Genomic DNA, 14,969 nt, shown 5'->3' with positions numbered 1-14,969 from the left:
GATCGCTCGGATTTCAGAGATTTTACTCGAATCATGACTAGTTTTGGATGTGACAGCTTTCGTCAGAAACATTTTCCTCAATGGCAACGTTAAAGAGGGTACACTCGCTGGACCGTGGCCGCAACCGGACTTATTAATTATACGAGGTACCAGCAGAAATCCATTAGGAGGACCCTGAAGATGAGGAAAATAGCACTGACTCTGCTTGCATTAACTTTGTTGTTCGGATTGGCCATCCCTACTGCAAGCGCGGCAACATTGACAACGGAAGAGAAGTTCCAGGTGTTAAAAAATCAAGGCATCATGAGCGGCTTCGAGGATGGGTCTTCACGTCTCCACGAAACGATGTCAAGAGAGCAGTTTGCGACCGTGCTCTACAAGCTTCTTGAATTGCCTCGTTCCCAATCCACGCCAAGCTTCGTCGACGTATTGAAGACGCGATGGTCGTATGAAGCGATCCAAGCTGTCCGAGGCGCCGGGATTATGGTAGGCAAAGGCGAGAACAGGTTCGAACCGACGGCAAAAGTGAAAGTGGAGGAGTTGGCCTCTGTATTGCTAAAGGTCAACAATATTACGCCTAACTCCAACATCGGCTTCGAAGGCAAAGTATCGCCATGGGCGAAAGCTGCTGTAGGAACCGCTCTTAGCAAAGGCTGGATTGCTCATCGGAACGACTATACGATTAACGCAACACGCAGCGTTCTTGTAGATGCCGTCTATGCGGTTTATACAGGTTGGGGAATTCTGCTGGATGTCAAGTCTGTCGAGGCCATTAGCGTCCAGACGGTTCGAGTAAACTTGAAATCCAAGGCTGAGTCCGCCGATATCTCAAGGTTCAGTCTGCGAGACGATCGCAATACCATCGTCCCGATTCTGCTTTCCTCGCTAAGCGGGGATGGCATGTCGATACTGATCACGACAGGGTATCAGGCCGAAAATCGAACGCACTACTTAACCATCGACGGCAAGTCGTGGGCTTACAGCTCGACGAGATCGGATATGACAAAGCCCGTGATCACCGCATTCGATCGGATTACGGCGCGAGTCTACGTATTAACGTTTTCGGAGGCGCTGGATCAAGCGACAGCTACCAATCCTTCGAATTATTCGTTCTCCGGCGGACTTAAGCTGTCGGCAGTGCAATTGTCCGGAGATAAGAGACAAGTGACGATTACAACATCCAATCAGTCGGATAATACCCGTTATACGATGACGGTCAAAAACATTAAGGATCTGGCCGGCAACATTATGGATACGCGTTCCGACTTGTCTATCGTAGGCAGCGCGGACGCCACGAAGCCGACGATCGTAGAAGCGGATTTCAAGGTAAACGCAGATGCCTCCTTGACCGTTAGGTTCAGCGAAAAGGTCAATCGGGATATCGCGGTCCAGACCGGACGCTACAGCATCCCCGGATTGGCTGTCGTCTCGGCAAGCTTGGACAATGAAGGTCGAACCGTCACACTGCGGACTTCCGCGCAACAAGACAAAACTGTGTACAACTTGACCGTATCGGGCATTCCCGATCTGGCCGGCAACGTCATGGATACGAAGTCCGGTCTCCTGTTCGGAGGCATCTCCAATCCGGTCCTTCCCGTGAAGCTGCAGGGCATAACGGCGGTTAATGAAAATACAATCGAAGTTTCCTTCGATCGTGATATTAAGGATTCGGACGTAGGCTCGCTTGTCGTAACGATTTTAAAGGATAACGGAGCCAATGTCTCGATGTCCGGTTGGAGCAAGTACGCTGTGCGCAAAGCCGGCACGAACAGAGTGGTCAGCGTCCAATTCCGAACAAGTACCGACTCCAATCCGAACTTGTTCCAGCCAGGCCGCGTGTATTCTGCAAGAGTAACGGGCGTATCGTCCCTGAATACCCAAAACGGAGAGAACGACACAACCTTCGCGGGTACTGTCGTTCCTAATGAAGCGCCGTACGCGAAGCAGGTCGTCGTCATTAACCGTTCGACGATCAAAGTATTATTTAGCGAACCGGTAAAAAACGTGAATGAAACCTCCTTTGCCTTGGCTGAGCAGGGTGGAGAAGCGGTTCGCATCTCCCATGACGAATTAAACAACACGGGAGCGGTCGTCACCGAAGTCACGCTAAAGATGTCCAATGATCTGAAGGCTGGCCAGGTCTATGTTCTGACATTTAAGCCTGGCATTACGGATGCGGCGGGCTTTAACGGTTGGCAGATCAAAAACGGCAACGAAGATATCAGCCTTTCGTTCACCGGCGTTTAATTGTACAAATGATGAGCTGAGCAAATCAGTCGTTTTGCGAGATTTTGACCATTCCGAGCAACCTTGATACAATAAGACGACGGAATCAACAATTATTTACGGGGTGGTCAATCTTGCATCACGACAACGAACGACTGGATTTATGGCTGTCCGTATCCCTCATCCATTCCAGCGTCAACGAAAAGTTGGAACAAGCGCTGCTGAAGCAATTTGATATATCCTTAAAGGAATTTTACGTTCTTAAATTCGTTTCCGGCTCCGCGTGCAAGGAGCTGCGATTGCAGCAGCTTCAAGAGATGGTGGGATTAAGCCAAAGCGCGACGTCGCGTTTAGTGGATCGCATGGAAGCCCCTCATGTAGGAGCTCTCGAACGGCATTCTTGCACCAATGATCGACGAGGCATCTATACCCGCATTACGGAAACGGGCGAACAAAAGTATCAGCGTGCCCTTGCTATCGTAAATGATGTGCTTGATGCTGAATTACGCCGCGATGGGGCGATGACCGAGCTGGGGAAGCTTGTACAACAGCTTCTGAAATGAGAGCCTCTTGACAGGGCTCTTTTCTTTTTGATAATTTATATGCATGCGCATGCTTTTAAAAATAAAGAATATGCCTATTGGAGGGTAACCATGACTAACACGCAAACTGTGCAATCCCTGTTCCGTCCTTTTACGCTGGGGAAGCTTTCATTGTCTAATCGGACCGTAATGGCGCCAATGACGCGTCAAAAATCGCCGAACGGCGTTCCCGGACCGGATGTCGCCGCCTATTATCGCCGCAGAGCCGAGAACGGAGTCGGGTTGATCATCACGGAAGGTACGGTCATCAATCACGCCGATTCAAGTAATCAGGAGAACGTTCCGTTCTTTTATGGGGAAGATGCCTTAAACGGCTGGGCTAACGTTTTATCGGAAGTGCACGAAGCAGGTGGCAAGATCGTCCCTCAAATCTGGCACATGGGCGCCCGTGGCAACGTGAACGAATACTCCCAAGACGAGATCGTCGGCATCGTGCAGGAATTCGCCAAAGCCGCGGCGCAAGCGAAACGTCTTGGCTTTGACGGCATCGAGCTTCACGGCGCTCACGGATATCTGATCGACCAGTTCTTTTGGGAGAAAACGAATCAACGCAGTGACCGGTACGGCGGCAGCCTGCTCGCGCGTACGAACTTCGCCGCAGAAGTCGTGAAAGCTTGCCGCGAAGCCGTTGGTCCCGATTTCCCTATTATTTTGCGGATTTCGCAATGGAAGGGCAGCGATTATTCGGCGAAACTCGTGGAGACTTCGGAGGAGCTGAAGCAATTTCTCGAACCGCTGGTTGACGCCGGGGTTGATATCTTCCATTGCTCGACACGCCGCTTCTGGGAACCGGAATTCGAAGGCTCCAAGTTGAATTTTGCGGGCTGGGTGAAACATTTGACCGGCAAACCGACCATTACGGTGGGCTCTGTTGGCCTGGACGGCGATGTCTCGACATTTTTTACGAAGGGAAGCGGTGCAGGCAACGCCAGCTTGGATGGCCTGATTCCAAAGCTCGAGAATCAAGAATTCGATCTTGTGGCGATCGGCCGAGCGCTTCTTGCAGATCCGGCTTGGGTCAAAAAAATTAGAGACGGTAACCTTGATGAGCTGATTCCATTCACGCCTCAGGCGCTCCAAACTTTGTATTAATTCCATCGCTTAGCCGCTTCAACATGGGCATCATTGGGTATATTACCTTTATGTCGATGATTTGGAGAGGAGCTATGAAGATGACTGAAGCCAAAAAAGTAGCATTTTTGCTTGCTAAGGATTTCGAGGATTCCGAGATGGTTAATCCCTACGAAGAGATGGTAAAGAACGGTCACGAGACCGTGATCATCGGACTAGAGGCACAAGAGGAGCTGACAGGCAAACAAGGTACGGTGACGTATACTACGCATCTGGGTATCAAAGATGCCCATGCGGCGGATTACGATGCCATTATCATCCCAGGCGGCAGTTCGCCAGGTTATCTGATGTATAACGAAGATGTCAATCGTTTCGTTCGAGAAGCCGACCGGGAAGGGAAAACCATTGCCGCGATCTGTCACGGACCGCAAGTACTGGCTGCGGCAGGCGTGCTGGAAGGCCGAACGTTAACGGCGTTTCCCGGCATTTCTTCGGAGATCGAGGCGGTGGGCGGGAAGTACCTTAACCGCGAAGTCGTCGTGGATCGTAATCTCGTCACTTCGCGCGTGCCGGAGGACGAGCCGGCATTCATTCGGGAGACGGTCGAGCGTCTCGGCGTTAATGCCTGGTAACGGCTTAAAACGCAAAAACCCATATTGTAAAAAAGAGGACTCTATAGTCGTTATTAACTAACGACTTGGGTCCTCTGTTTAATGTCTGGCTAGCTGTTTTAAAAAGAGTCAACATACTCACGAAGAGAGAGCGTAGGCAGAGGATGAATCGGGATTTTTCGGGTAGATGGATACGAACGTATGTGCTATAATTGGAATATAAATAATAGTAGAAGGATGGGACTGGGACATGATTCTTAAAGCGGCCCAACTTACGATTCTTGTGAAAGATCAAGAAGAAGCCAAACAATTTTATACGGAAAGACTTGGGTTTGTCGTAATCTCGGATATGGATTTTGGTCAGGGATCGCGATATCTGGCGGTCGCTCCGAGAGAGAGTAATGAAACGTTGTTTGAACTGGTAAAGGCGGAAACATCAGACCAACTGGCATTGATAGGCAAACAGAGCGCTAACCAAGTCCTGGTCATGTTTGAAACAGATGACATCGAAGGCGACTACTTTGAAATGAAAGGACGGGGTGTCGTTTTCCACGGAGAACCAGCCATAGTTCCGGGAGGAAAAGGAGTCGGTTTTGAGGATTTGTACAGTAATCAATTTGATTTGTTTCAAGCGGAGTAATTCATACATATACAATTTACCGAGAACGTTAGCATAAAAAAACAGCGGCAGTCCAGGACTATATTTTCTCGTCCTTGACTATCGTTGTTTCATTTTTCATGCAGTTGACATGACACCGAACGGTGTCCTATAATCAAAAAGTCACCAAATGGTGTCCAATTAACAACTAAATATCATTCCTTAGGAGAGGGTGTTGTGAGCGAACACAAACAGTTGCGGGATGTATTTGACGCGATTGCAGATCCAACCAGACGCCAACTTATAAGGCTGTTAGCCGAGACAGACGATATACCACTGCACGAATTGACGACGCAATTCCAGATGGGCCGAACAGCTGTGTCCAAACATTTGAGCATACTTAAAGAAGCAGGACTTGTTATGGACCGAAAGGTTGGCAGAGAAACGCGATTCAAGCTGAATCCTTCACCGCTTAGAGAAGTGCAGGATTGGCTTTCATTCTATAACAAGTTCTGGACTGCTAATTTACTAAGTTTAGGTTTCTTACTAGAGGAGGAAGAAAAATGAGTTTAAAGCTGGAGCTGGATTTTCAATACAAGACCTCGATCGAGAAGCTATGGTCGGCATTAACGGATTCCAACAAATTGGCGAAATGGGTGTTGGAAAATGATTTCGAGCCTATAGTGGGCCATCAATTCCAATTTCGCGCCAAACCAAATGAGTACTGGGATGGCATTATTGACGGCGAAGTATTGATCGTGGACCCGCCATCGCACTTGTCCTATTCTTGGGCTGTCGGCGAAGAGAAGCATACCGTGAACTGGACGCTTCAGGAAATCGAAGACGGGAAGGTTAACCTGCATCTGGAACAAACCGGATTCTCGAATGTACATGGGCTTGAAGGAGCTAGACATGGCTGGTCGAATTGGTGCGGCGAGCTGGATAAAGCATTGGCGTAAGAAGCTTGCCTACAAAAAGATCGGAAGGATGTCATGAATGAGCGAAAATAATCAACATTTTATCGTCATCTCGGGAGCAAGAGAAAACAATCTTAACAATGTTTCGTTACGCATCCCAAAAAAGAAGATCACGATCTTTACCGGCGTATCGGGATCCGGCAAGTCATCCATCGTTTTTGATACGATCGCCGCAGAATCTACCCGTTTGCTAAATGAAAATTTCAGTATGTTTGTGCGTAATTTCCTGCCGCGCGTGCCTCAGCCGGATACGGATGCCATAGAGAATCTGAGTATGGCTGTCATCGTCGACCAGAAGCGACTCGGCGGCGGCTCCCATTCTACGATGGGCACGATAACCGATATTTCGCCCATTCTTCGCCTGTTGTTCTCCCGAGTCGGCCAGCCGCATGTTGGCGGGGCTCATATGTTCTCCTTCAACGATCCGCAAGGCATGTGTCCGGATTGCAGCGGACTCGGACGCAGACTGGGCGTAGACATGAGCAAAGCGGTGGATATGTCCAAGTCGCTTAATGAAGGGGCTCTTTTGATGCCCGATTATGCGGTGAACGGCTGGGAATGGAATATGATTCCACAGTGGGGGACATTCGATCTTGACAAAAAGTTAAGCGATTATTCGCAGGAAGAGCTGGATCAGCTTTTCTACGCGAAGGCTAGCAAGGTTCAGGTGATGTTCGGCGGAAAGGCGATGAACCTGACTGTAGAGGGCATCATTGAGAAGTTTACCAATAAGTATATTAAACGCGATCTGAAGACGATGTCCGAACGAACGCAAAAAGCAGTCTCGCCATTCATCTCCGAGGGTCCTTGCACCAGCTGTCATGGCGCCAGACTCAGTCAAGCGGCTTTGAACTGCAGGATCAACGACCTCAACATCGCAGAAATGTCCTCCACAGAGGTTGGTCAGTTAATCCGTGTCATCCGGGAGATCGACGATCCGGTGGCGGCGCCAGTCGTAAAGTCTCTGATACAGAGGCTGCAGCATCTGGTAGATATCGGACTTGATTACCTAACGCTGGACCGCGAGACGGATACATTATCAGGCGGCGAATCGCAACGCGTAAAGATGGTTAAACATCTGAGCGGGAGTCTGGTTGATGTTACTTACATCTTCGATGAGCCTAGCGTTGGCCTGCATCCGCGAGACGTACACCGTCTTAATGAGCTGCTGCAAAAGCTGCGCGACAAGGGGAACACGGTAATCGTCGTCGAGCATGACCCCGATGTCATCAAGGTGGCGGATCATATTGTCGATGTAGGACCTCATGCCGGCGGACGCGGCGGGAACATCGTATACGAAGGCAGCTATCCCGGCCTCTTGGAGTCGGGTACGCTTACGGGCAACCATATGAAGCACCCGCTTCAGCTTAAGAACGAGAGCAGAGAGCACTCCGGCAAGCTTTCCATTAAAAATGCCAGCTTGCATAATTTGCAGAACGTAAGCGTGTATATTCCTGTCGGTGTTCTAACGGTCGTGACGGGAGTTGCCGGCTCCGGCAAAAGTACATTGATCAACGAAATCTTCCTGAAGCAGCAACCGGATGCCATTGTCATCGATCAATCGGCAGTCGGCGTGTCGACACGCTCCAATCCCGCGACTTATACGGGCATTATGGACGATGTTCGCAAGGCGTTCGCATCCGCGAATAAAGTCAATCAGAGCTTGTTCAGCTTCAACTCCAAAGGAGCCTGCGAGAATTGCCAAGGACTTGGCGTTGTCTACACAGACCTTGCTTTTCTTGACAGCGTGAAACTGCCATGCGATGTATGCGGCGGCAATCGGTTCAAGGAAGAGGTTCTCGAATACAAGCTGAATGGCAAGTCGATCGCTGAAGTGTTGATGATGACTGTCGAGCAGGCATTGGAATTTTTCCAGCTGAAAGAAGTCGTCCGCAAGCTTCAAGCGATGAGCGACGTAGGTCTGAGCTACATTACTCTTGGTCAGCCGCTCAGCACATTGTCCGGCGGAGAATGTCAGCGGATCAAATTGGCGAGCGAGCTGCACAAGAAGGGGAGCATCTATGTAATGGATGAACCGACGACAGGACTGCATATGTCCGATATCGGCCATCTTATGGCGATCATGAACCGTCTTGTAGACAGCGGCAATACGGTCATCGTGATCGAACATAATCTCGATGTCATCAGCCAAGCGGACTGGATCATCGACATGGGACCGGACGGAGGAAGCAAGGGCGGTCAGGTGGTGTTCGAGGGCACACCTACGTCGATCATTCAAGCGGAGAAATCGATCACTGGAAAATATTTGACGTAAGTCGTAAGCTCACATAAGGGGATGAGGAAGAATTGAGTTTCTTCAAAGATATGTTCGCCATATTTAATAAAAAAGAATTAGTGTTCTTGGAGAGCCTCCAGGAGGATCGCCAAGTCTATTCCTTCTTATTCGAGAAACCGAAGGATCTGACCTGGAATGCCGGTCAATATGGATTGTTCACTCCTACTCATAAAAAAATCAAGAACGGAACAAAACCTTTCAGTATTGCATCGGCGCCTTCAGAAAATGTCATTAGACTGACGACGCGCGTCGGCGAAAATCCAAGCGAATTCAAGACGGCGATGTCCGAATTGAAGAAAGGCATGACGGTCAAAATGAGCGGTCCTGTCGGCGCGTTTACTTTGACGGACAACAATCCTTCGCTGTTGATCGCCGGCGGGATCGGAATTACTCCGTTTCGTTCCATCCTCAAGCAATTGGATGCTGAAGGTAACAAAGACGCCAGCCATATCCATCTTGTATACACGGACACCAATAAGTCCTATATCTTCAAGGATGAGCTTGATGACCTTGCAAACAAAATGTCGTTCCGGATTACGTATCTGGACTCCAGGGACGACTTGCAGCAGGAGATTGGCAGGTTTGCAGCCTCTCATAAGGTAAACGGCAGGTATTATATAGCCGGTCCGAAGTCGTTCGTCGACTTGCATGCCGAAAAGTTAAAGCAGCTTGCTGTGGCCAAAGGAAATATTAAAAAGGATGCCTTCTGGGGCTACTCGTAAGTAAAAAAACCGCGATTTTCGCGGTTTTTTTGTTGTCATTTATGGCGCATTCCATTACATTCGCAATTCTGATCAAAAATAGCTCCGCACATTTATGTTATTGTTGTCTGCAAGAGGTGATCACGTGAAATACCATCCCATGATTTATCAAGCTTTAGATTATATCGAAACGCATCTGGAGGAAGAGCTGACGCTCGAGCAGGTGGCGGCCGCCGCAGGTTTCTCCAAATATCATTTTCACCGAATTTTTCTGGAGCAAGTAGGCGCAAGCGTAACGGACTATAGCCGGTCTCGCAGACTAGCCGGTGCTTCGGCGCTTCTCCTCTATACCTCGGAGGAAATCATCCAGATCGCGTTCCGATGCAGATTTGAATCGCAGGAAGCATTTACACGCGCGTTCAAGAAGGAATACGGCATGCCGCCTGGACGTTACCGCAAAATGATGGAGAGCGTGCTTTACACGCATGATCAACGAGAGGAGATTAAGAAGATGAACGATAATAACCAAGTTAAAGGTTGGATTCTGAGCGGGGCCGACCCGTCCCTCTATGAGATGGGCATGGATCGGGAGACTGTCCATATGGGGAAGGTATCCGGTTATTTAAAATCGGTATCCGCAACATCAGAGACGCAATTCGCGACGATTATGCAGCAATTCAGATCCGACAAATACAAAGGAAAACGAATAAAGCTGTCTGCTTTTATCCAGGTCGAGAAGGTTTCTGCTTTTGCCGGGTTATGGATGAGAATCGACAACGCGGCGGGGGATACGATGCAATTCGACAATATGAGCGACCGGCCGATTCAAGGTACAGCATCTTGGAACTTGTACTCCATCGTGCTCGATGTGCCATCGGACAGTGCGTCTATCTCGTTCGGCGTTCTGCTTACCGGTCAAGGGAAAGTATGGATGGACAATTTCGCCTTCGACATTGTGGATGAACGAACGCCAAGCACGAATATGCAGATCGGCGGAGAATTGCGGGACGAGCCGCAAAATTTGTCGTTCGAGGAATAAAAAATGAAACGTTGAAGCGCTTCGAGAAGTATGTAAGGTCTAAATCACTTATCGAAGCGAGGTATTGCTTTAGGGATGACAAATATAGAAACCGCGGAAGCGTTGAAGTTGGAATTAAAGAAAATCGAAACGTGGGAAAATGATCAGAAGGGACTGTTCTTCTGGGAGAAGCTAGGACGGCTGCCCTTTGCCATTCTGGACCGAATTACGCCGAAGTTCATACAGGACAAAATAAGTACAGCGCTGGACGAGCTCGGCAGCTATATTCAGAACGGCGGTCGTTATCTGATCAGCAAGGAACAGATGTACCGCAAGTTTTTTCCGGACGAAGAGCAAGGCGAAGAATCGGCCCTGGATCGGATCGGCAAGCTGCCTCTGCGTACAATGGATGAAGCGGCTGATCGCGTAATCGCTACAAGCAGCAAGATGGCGACCGTGCAGGGCGCAACGACAGGCATCGGAGGCATCTTCACGATCGCTATCGATATTCCGCTGTTGCTCGGCATCTCGCTCAAAGCGCTCCAGGAGGTTGCGCTCAGCTACGGCTATGACCCAAACGAAAAGTCGGAACGTATTTTCATCGTAAAATGCATGCAGTTCTCCTCCTCCGATATCGTCGGCAAAAAGGCGATTCTCGAAGAGCTTTCAGCCTTCCATTCGGAAGAGAGAAGCGGGCAGGTTATGTCCCAACTTCAAGGCTGGCGCGAGGTCATGCTCACATAGAGAGACAATTTTGGCTGGAAAAAGCTGTTCCAGATGATTCCCATCGCAGGCATCTTGTTCGGCGCATATTTAAATCGATCCACGCTTATGGATGTCAGCGAAACAGGCAAAATGATGTATCGAAAGCGTCGAATTCTTGAGAAATTGAAGACTATCGAGGCGCCTTGATGGCGAACCGAAAGTTTGCTTGCAACAACCCGAATCCTGAAGTAAAGGGAATCGGGTCTTTTTTTGTCTGGAAATGGCATCAGGTTTTAAATAAAATCATTGAAACCAACAGGTACGAAAGGTATAATTTGGTTCCGAAGGAACAAAAAAAGGTTCGGCAGAGGTTGCGAAGACAGATACTTCCGCTGTTCTAGATGATTGCCGCGCTTAGGAATTTGAGTCTTAATAAAAAATCTATCGTACTATACTTATTGTCAAATGTTAGTGTTCCAAATTTAAAGACAGAAAGGAGGGGCTGCCGAAGTGGATGCTAAAAAAGTGATAACATTAACATTCATTGTAATGACGGTCATCCTCATTGATATTGCCATCTTATCCCCAGGACTTTTAGCCATTGGTTTTGGAGAGAATGCGCTAAAAAGCGCAACTGCCGCAGCCACGTTAGCTGGCAGCGCTGCAATCCTTTTATACAGCAGCTATACGCTGCTGCTCAAGAAAGAAGCGCGTATTCCAATCCTTGAAGTTCATACGCCCGAAGAATTCGAAATCGCTTTGAAGCAGTTCCAAAAAGTAAAGGCTGTCGAGAACGACGTGAGCTTGGCGCTCCACCAAATCGACAGAATCAAAAAGCGCCACGACACTCTTCTTAATGTGCTGAATCAAAGATTTGTGCCTGGAGGTCTTAGTTTCGTCAAGTTCGCCGACACCACAAAGGATGTCGAAAATCTATTTTTCACCAATATTCGCGGTATCCTAACGCATCTTCATATTTTTGACGAAAGAGAATATAACCGGGTCATGACTCAAAATGCTGCTTCCCCCTCGCAGGTCCAACTGAGAAAAAAAGAGGTTTTCCAAGAATATCTGTTATTTATTCGAAGATCTCTTGAAACAAATGAAGAGATATTGCTTAAGCTCGACAAGCTGATCCTTGAAGTGTCGCGTCTGGATACGGTGGAGCTTAAAGATATGGAGACCATGCCATGCATGCAAGAGATCGATACGTTAATTAAACAAACCAGATTATATAAATCATAAAGGAGATGACTACATGAATAAGGGCAAGTTTTTCCTTATAGCTAGTTCATTAATTATCATTGTTTTTATTGCTGTGTACGCGGGGATTACGTTTACCTCCAACTTAGGGAAATCCGATGCCGAGGTGTCGGCCGAAGATGCGGGCAAACGTCTGGAAAAACTATACTCCAAAATATCTGTCAACACTGCCGAACCCGTGAAAGGCCAGATCGATATAAATCCCGTGGACGTTGCGGAATCGTTGCCGGAAATATCGAAGTTTCCAATAACAGTGACGAATACTACGGACTTATATGTAGAGATTTTCTCGTCGACAGAAAAGGGCGGTACCGGTACAGACGGTTGGTTAAGCGACGCTGCATCTGATTTTAACTCGTCTAATCTGTCCATTAATGGGAAGCCCGTATCCGTTATGATCAGGAATATTGCTTCCGGTACCGCAACCGACTATATCAAATCCGGTAAATACATACCCGATGCCTTTACGCCTTCCAACGAACTGTGGGGAGAGATGGTGAAAGCGGCAGGGGTGAAGACAGAGCTCATTTCGAGCAGACTGGTAGGCAATGTGCCTGGTATCGTTATTGCAAAGGCGAAACATGATGAGCTCGTTAATAGCTACGGCGCGATCAATGTAAAAACCGTGACGGAAGCGATCGCCAATAATGAATTTGCTATGGGATATACAGATCCATTCGCCAGCTCGACGGGCCTCAATTTTCTCGTTACGGCTCTGAAAACCTTCGATAACGGAAATCCGTTAAGCAGTGAGGCTGTACAAGGCTTTGAGCAATTCCAGGTCAATGTCCCTTTTATCGCTTCGACGACCATTCAAATGCGCGATGCGGCGACTTCCGGCATGTTGGATGGATTCGTACTGGAGTATCAGACTTTCGTTAACACGCCCGGCGATCTCAAAAATGAATATGTCTTTACGCCTTTTGGTGTCAGGCATGACAGCCCGCTCTACGCGCTTGGCGACATTTCGAACGAGAAAAAGGAGATTCTCAAAGCCTTCACCACCTTTGTAACCGGCGAAAAATATCAAGTCCATGCAAAAGAAAGAGGTTTTAACGGTCTTGATGATTATAAAGCCGAGCTTGAGCCTCTCGACGGTCCTACATTAAGCGCTGCGCAAAAGGTGTGGAAGGAGAAGAAAAACGGCGCTAAACCGATAGCGGCAGTATTCGTAACGGATGTATCGGGAAGCATGGATGGCGAGGCGCTTAATCGTTTAAAAGAGTCATTAACGCAAGGCCAGAAATATTTAGGCAAAGACAACATGATCGGACTGGTCTCTTACTCCAGTGACGTAACGATCAACCTGCCGATCGCGCGATATGACACGAATCAGCAGTCCTTGTTCGTCGGAACCGTTAACAGTCTTCAAGCAAGCGGCGGAACCGCGACATTCGATGGCGTGGTCGTGGCGATCAAGATGCTGCAGGATTATATGGCCGCCAACCCTGATGTGAAGCCGCTCATCTTTGTGCTTAGCGACGGCGAAACCAACGAGGGCCATTCCTTAAAGGATATTCGCGGTCTAATCGAAGGCTACAAAATCCCGATCTATACCATCGGATACAACGCGGATATTCAAGCCCTTCAAAGCATATCCAGCATTAACGAAGCAGCAAGCATCAATGCCGATACGGACGATGTCGTGTATAAAATCAGCAACCTGTTTAATGTTCAAATGTAATCCAACGATAGATTAAGGGAGGAATTTCAATGACATTTTCCATGCAGGTATCAAGTCCTGAAGAGCTTAAAGAAATCGTTGAGGAACAGATTAAACCCATCCCGAAGGAAGTCGAACAACTAAAGGAACAAGCCGACCAGAATGTAAAGGCCATTATGTCGATCGACATGGACTCGCTAGACAAACGAAAAACCATTCTTTCGTCCGTGGAGCAATTCGGATATGATACCATGAAAACCTCATCGTCCAAAAACGCATTGCTGCAGGTGTCTCTGGGAAGTCTGTCCAAGTCGGGCGAAGAGGGCGGAGTTGTAGCCAAAGGGCTTGGCGAGCTTCATATGTATATGAAGGATCTGGATCCGAGCGGCATTGATTTTTTAAAGAAGGGTCTTTTCGGGAAGCTGTTTAATCCGTTACGGGCTTATTTCCAGAAGTTTGAAAAGGCGGACGCCGTCATCGCGAAGATTGTTCAATTGCTCGAGAAAGGCAAAGCCGGCTTAAAAGACGATAATACGACGCTCATGATTGAACAACATGCGCTGCGGGATTTAACGAAGAAGCTGGAGAAGGAAATTCAATTGGCTGCCTTTATGGACGAAGCGATCGAGGCTCAGATTGAAGCAGCGAAGCTGCGCAGCGAGGATCCGGAAAAAATCAGATTTATCATCGAAGAAGTGTTGTTCCCGCTTCGTCAGCGTACGATGGATATGCAATCCATGATGGCCGTCAACCAACAAGGTTACATGGCATTCGAAATTATTATTCGGAACAACAAGGAACTCATCCGTGGCGTTGATCGCGCCAACACGGTTACCGTATCGGCTTTGCGGGTTGCGGCAACCGTCGCCAGCGCTCTCGCAAACCAAAAAATCGTGCTGGATCAGCTTAACGCTTTGTACGCGACGACGAATACTTTTATCGAAAACACGGCAAGAATGTTGAACACGCAAGGGACCGAGATTCATAAAGGAGCCATTGATTCGAGCATCTCGGTGGACTCACTGAAGCAGGCCTTCGCCGACACCTTTGCCGCAATGGAAGCGATTAGTCAATACAAGCAGGATGCGCTCCCCCGCATGAGAGCGAGCATCGAAGAATTCCGCCAATTAGCGGAAGCAGGAGAGCAGCAAATTGTTCGGCTTGAACGAGGCAATGCAGTTGGACTTTAAAGAATTTATTAACTTTTGCTTCTAACCGCGTAAATCGCGGTTTTTTTC

At 48.4% G+C, this 14,969-nt stretch carries 13 protein-coding genes and 1 pseudogene; all 14 read left to right on the top strand.

Annotation, left to right across the window (positions count from 1 at the left end):
- Positions 1 to 180 precede the first annotated feature (180 nt).
- The 14 genes and pseudogenes from B1748_RS14360 to B1748_RS14290 all read left to right on the top strand — a co-directional run bounded on the left by B1748_RS14360 (position 181) and on the right by B1748_RS14290 (position 14,921).
- A complete protein-coding gene (locus B1748_RS14360) occupies positions 181 to 2,247 on the top strand; it encodes an Ig-like domain-containing protein (protein ID WP_087568606.1) in 2,067 nt (688 codons plus the stop codon).
- A gap of 113 nt (positions 2,248 to 2,360) precedes the next feature.
- A complete protein-coding gene (locus tag B1748_RS14355) occupies positions 2,361 to 2,789 on the top strand; it encodes a MarR family winged helix-turn-helix transcriptional regulator (protein WP_087568605.1) in 429 nt (142 codons plus the stop codon).
- A 90-nt stretch (positions 2,790 to 2,879) separates the two neighbouring features.
- On the top strand, positions 2,880 to 3,920 hold the full coding sequence (locus tag B1748_RS14350; RefSeq protein ID WP_087568604.1) for an NADH:flavin oxidoreductase: 1,041 nt from the start codon (positions 2,880 to 2,882) through the stop codon (positions 3,918 to 3,920).
- Between the two features lie 80 nt (positions 3,921 to 4,000).
- Positions 4,001 to 4,531 (top strand): type 1 glutamine amidotransferase domain-containing protein, encoded by a 531-nt coding sequence (locus tag B1748_RS14345; RefSeq protein ID WP_306299327.1) that lies wholly within the window; start codon positions 4,001 to 4,003, stop codon positions 4,529 to 4,531.
- A gap of 229 nt (positions 4,532 to 4,760) precedes the next feature.
- Positions 4,761 to 5,150 (top strand): VOC family protein, encoded by a 390-nt coding sequence (locus B1748_RS14340; RefSeq protein ID WP_087568602.1) that lies wholly within the window; start codon positions 4,761 to 4,763, stop codon positions 5,148 to 5,150.
- A gap of 195 nt (positions 5,151 to 5,345) precedes the next feature.
- Entirely contained in the window at positions 5,346 to 5,675 is a 330-nt protein-coding gene (locus B1748_RS14335; RefSeq protein ID WP_087568601.1) for an ArsR/SmtB family transcription factor, read from the top strand.
- A complete protein-coding gene (locus B1748_RS14330; protein WP_087568600.1) occupies positions 5,672 to 6,067 on the top strand; it encodes an SRPBCC family protein in 396 nt (131 codons plus the stop codon). Before B1748_RS14335 ends, B1748_RS14330 begins: the two co-directional genes overlap by 4 nt.
- A gap of 37 nt (positions 6,068 to 6,104) precedes the next feature.
- Positions 6,105 to 8,360, top strand: a complete 2,256-nt coding sequence (locus tag B1748_RS14325) for an ATP-binding cassette domain-containing protein (protein WP_087568599.1) — start codon at positions 6,105 to 6,107, stop codon at positions 8,358 to 8,360.
- A 32-nt stretch (positions 8,361 to 8,392) separates the two neighbouring features.
- A complete protein-coding gene (locus tag B1748_RS14320; RefSeq protein WP_087568598.1) occupies positions 8,393 to 9,103 on the top strand; it encodes an FAD-dependent oxidoreductase in 711 nt (236 codons plus the stop codon).
- 124 nt (positions 9,104 to 9,227) lie between these two features.
- Complete coding sequence (locus B1748_RS14315; protein ID WP_256975665.1) at positions 9,228 to 10,121, top strand: helix-turn-helix domain-containing protein; 894 nt, start codon at positions 9,228 to 9,230, stop codon at positions 10,119 to 10,121.
- Between the two features lie 75 nt (positions 10,122 to 10,196).
- Positions 10,197 to 11,012 (top strand): annotated as a pseudogene (locus B1748_RS14310) (EcsC family protein).
- Positions 11,013 to 11,315: 303 nt separating this feature from the next.
- Positions 11,316 to 12,050 (top strand): hypothetical protein, encoded by a 735-nt coding sequence (locus B1748_RS14300; protein ID WP_087568595.1) that lies wholly within the window; start codon positions 11,316 to 11,318, stop codon positions 12,048 to 12,050.
- A 13-nt stretch (positions 12,051 to 12,063) separates the two neighbouring features.
- The gene (locus tag B1748_RS14295; RefSeq protein ID WP_087568594.1) at positions 12,064 to 13,752 is read left to right on the top strand and encodes a vWA domain-containing protein; all 1,689 of its coding nucleotides are present in this window, start codon (positions 12,064 to 12,066) and stop codon (positions 13,750 to 13,752) included.
- Positions 13,753 to 13,781: 29 nt separating this feature from the next.
- The gene (locus B1748_RS14290; protein ID WP_087568593.1) at positions 13,782 to 14,921 is read left to right on the top strand and encodes a toxic anion resistance protein; all 1,140 of its coding nucleotides are present in this window, start codon (positions 13,782 to 13,784) and stop codon (positions 14,919 to 14,921) included.
- The last annotated feature ends 48 nt before the right edge of the window (positions 14,922 to 14,969 follow it).

The sequence above is a fragment of the Paenibacillus sp. MY03 genome (assembly GCF_002165585.1).
GTDB classification, from domain to species: domain Bacteria; phylum Bacillota; class Bacilli; order Paenibacillales; family Paenibacillaceae; genus Pristimantibacillus; species Pristimantibacillus agaridevorans.
Note: the sequence above shows the minus strand (reverse complement) of the source record. Positions and strands in the feature narration are given on the sequence as shown.

Excerpts from the sequence above, each read along its gene's own strand:
- B1748_RS14360 (WP_087568606.1), top strand. The coding sequence starts at position 181 with ATGAGGAAAATAGCACTGACTCTGCTTGCATTAACTTTGTTGTTCGGA.
- B1748_RS14350 (WP_087568604.1), top strand. The coding sequence starts at position 2,880 with ATGACTAACACGCAAACTGTGCAATCCCTGTTCCGTCCTTTTACGCTG.
- B1748_RS14345 (WP_306299327.1), top strand. The coding sequence starts at position 4,001 with ATGACTGAAGCCAAAAAAGTAGCATTTTTGCTTGCTAAGGATTTCGAG.
- B1748_RS14340 (WP_087568602.1), top strand. The coding sequence starts at position 4,761 with ATGATTCTTAAAGCGGCCCAACTTACGATTCTTGTGAAAGATCAAGAA.
- B1748_RS14330 (WP_087568600.1), top strand. The coding sequence starts at position 5,672 with ATGAGTTTAAAGCTGGAGCTGGATTTTCAATACAAGACCTCGATCGAG.
- B1748_RS14325 (WP_087568599.1), top strand. The coding sequence starts at position 6,105 with ATGAGCGAAAATAATCAACATTTTATCGTCATCTCGGGAGCAAGAGAA.
- B1748_RS14295 (WP_087568594.1), top strand. The coding sequence starts at position 12,064 with ATGAATAAGGGCAAGTTTTTCCTTATAGCTAGTTCATTAATTATCATT.
- B1748_RS14290 (WP_087568593.1), top strand. The coding sequence starts at position 13,782 with ATGACATTTTCCATGCAGGTATCAAGTCCTGAAGAGCTTAAAGAAATC.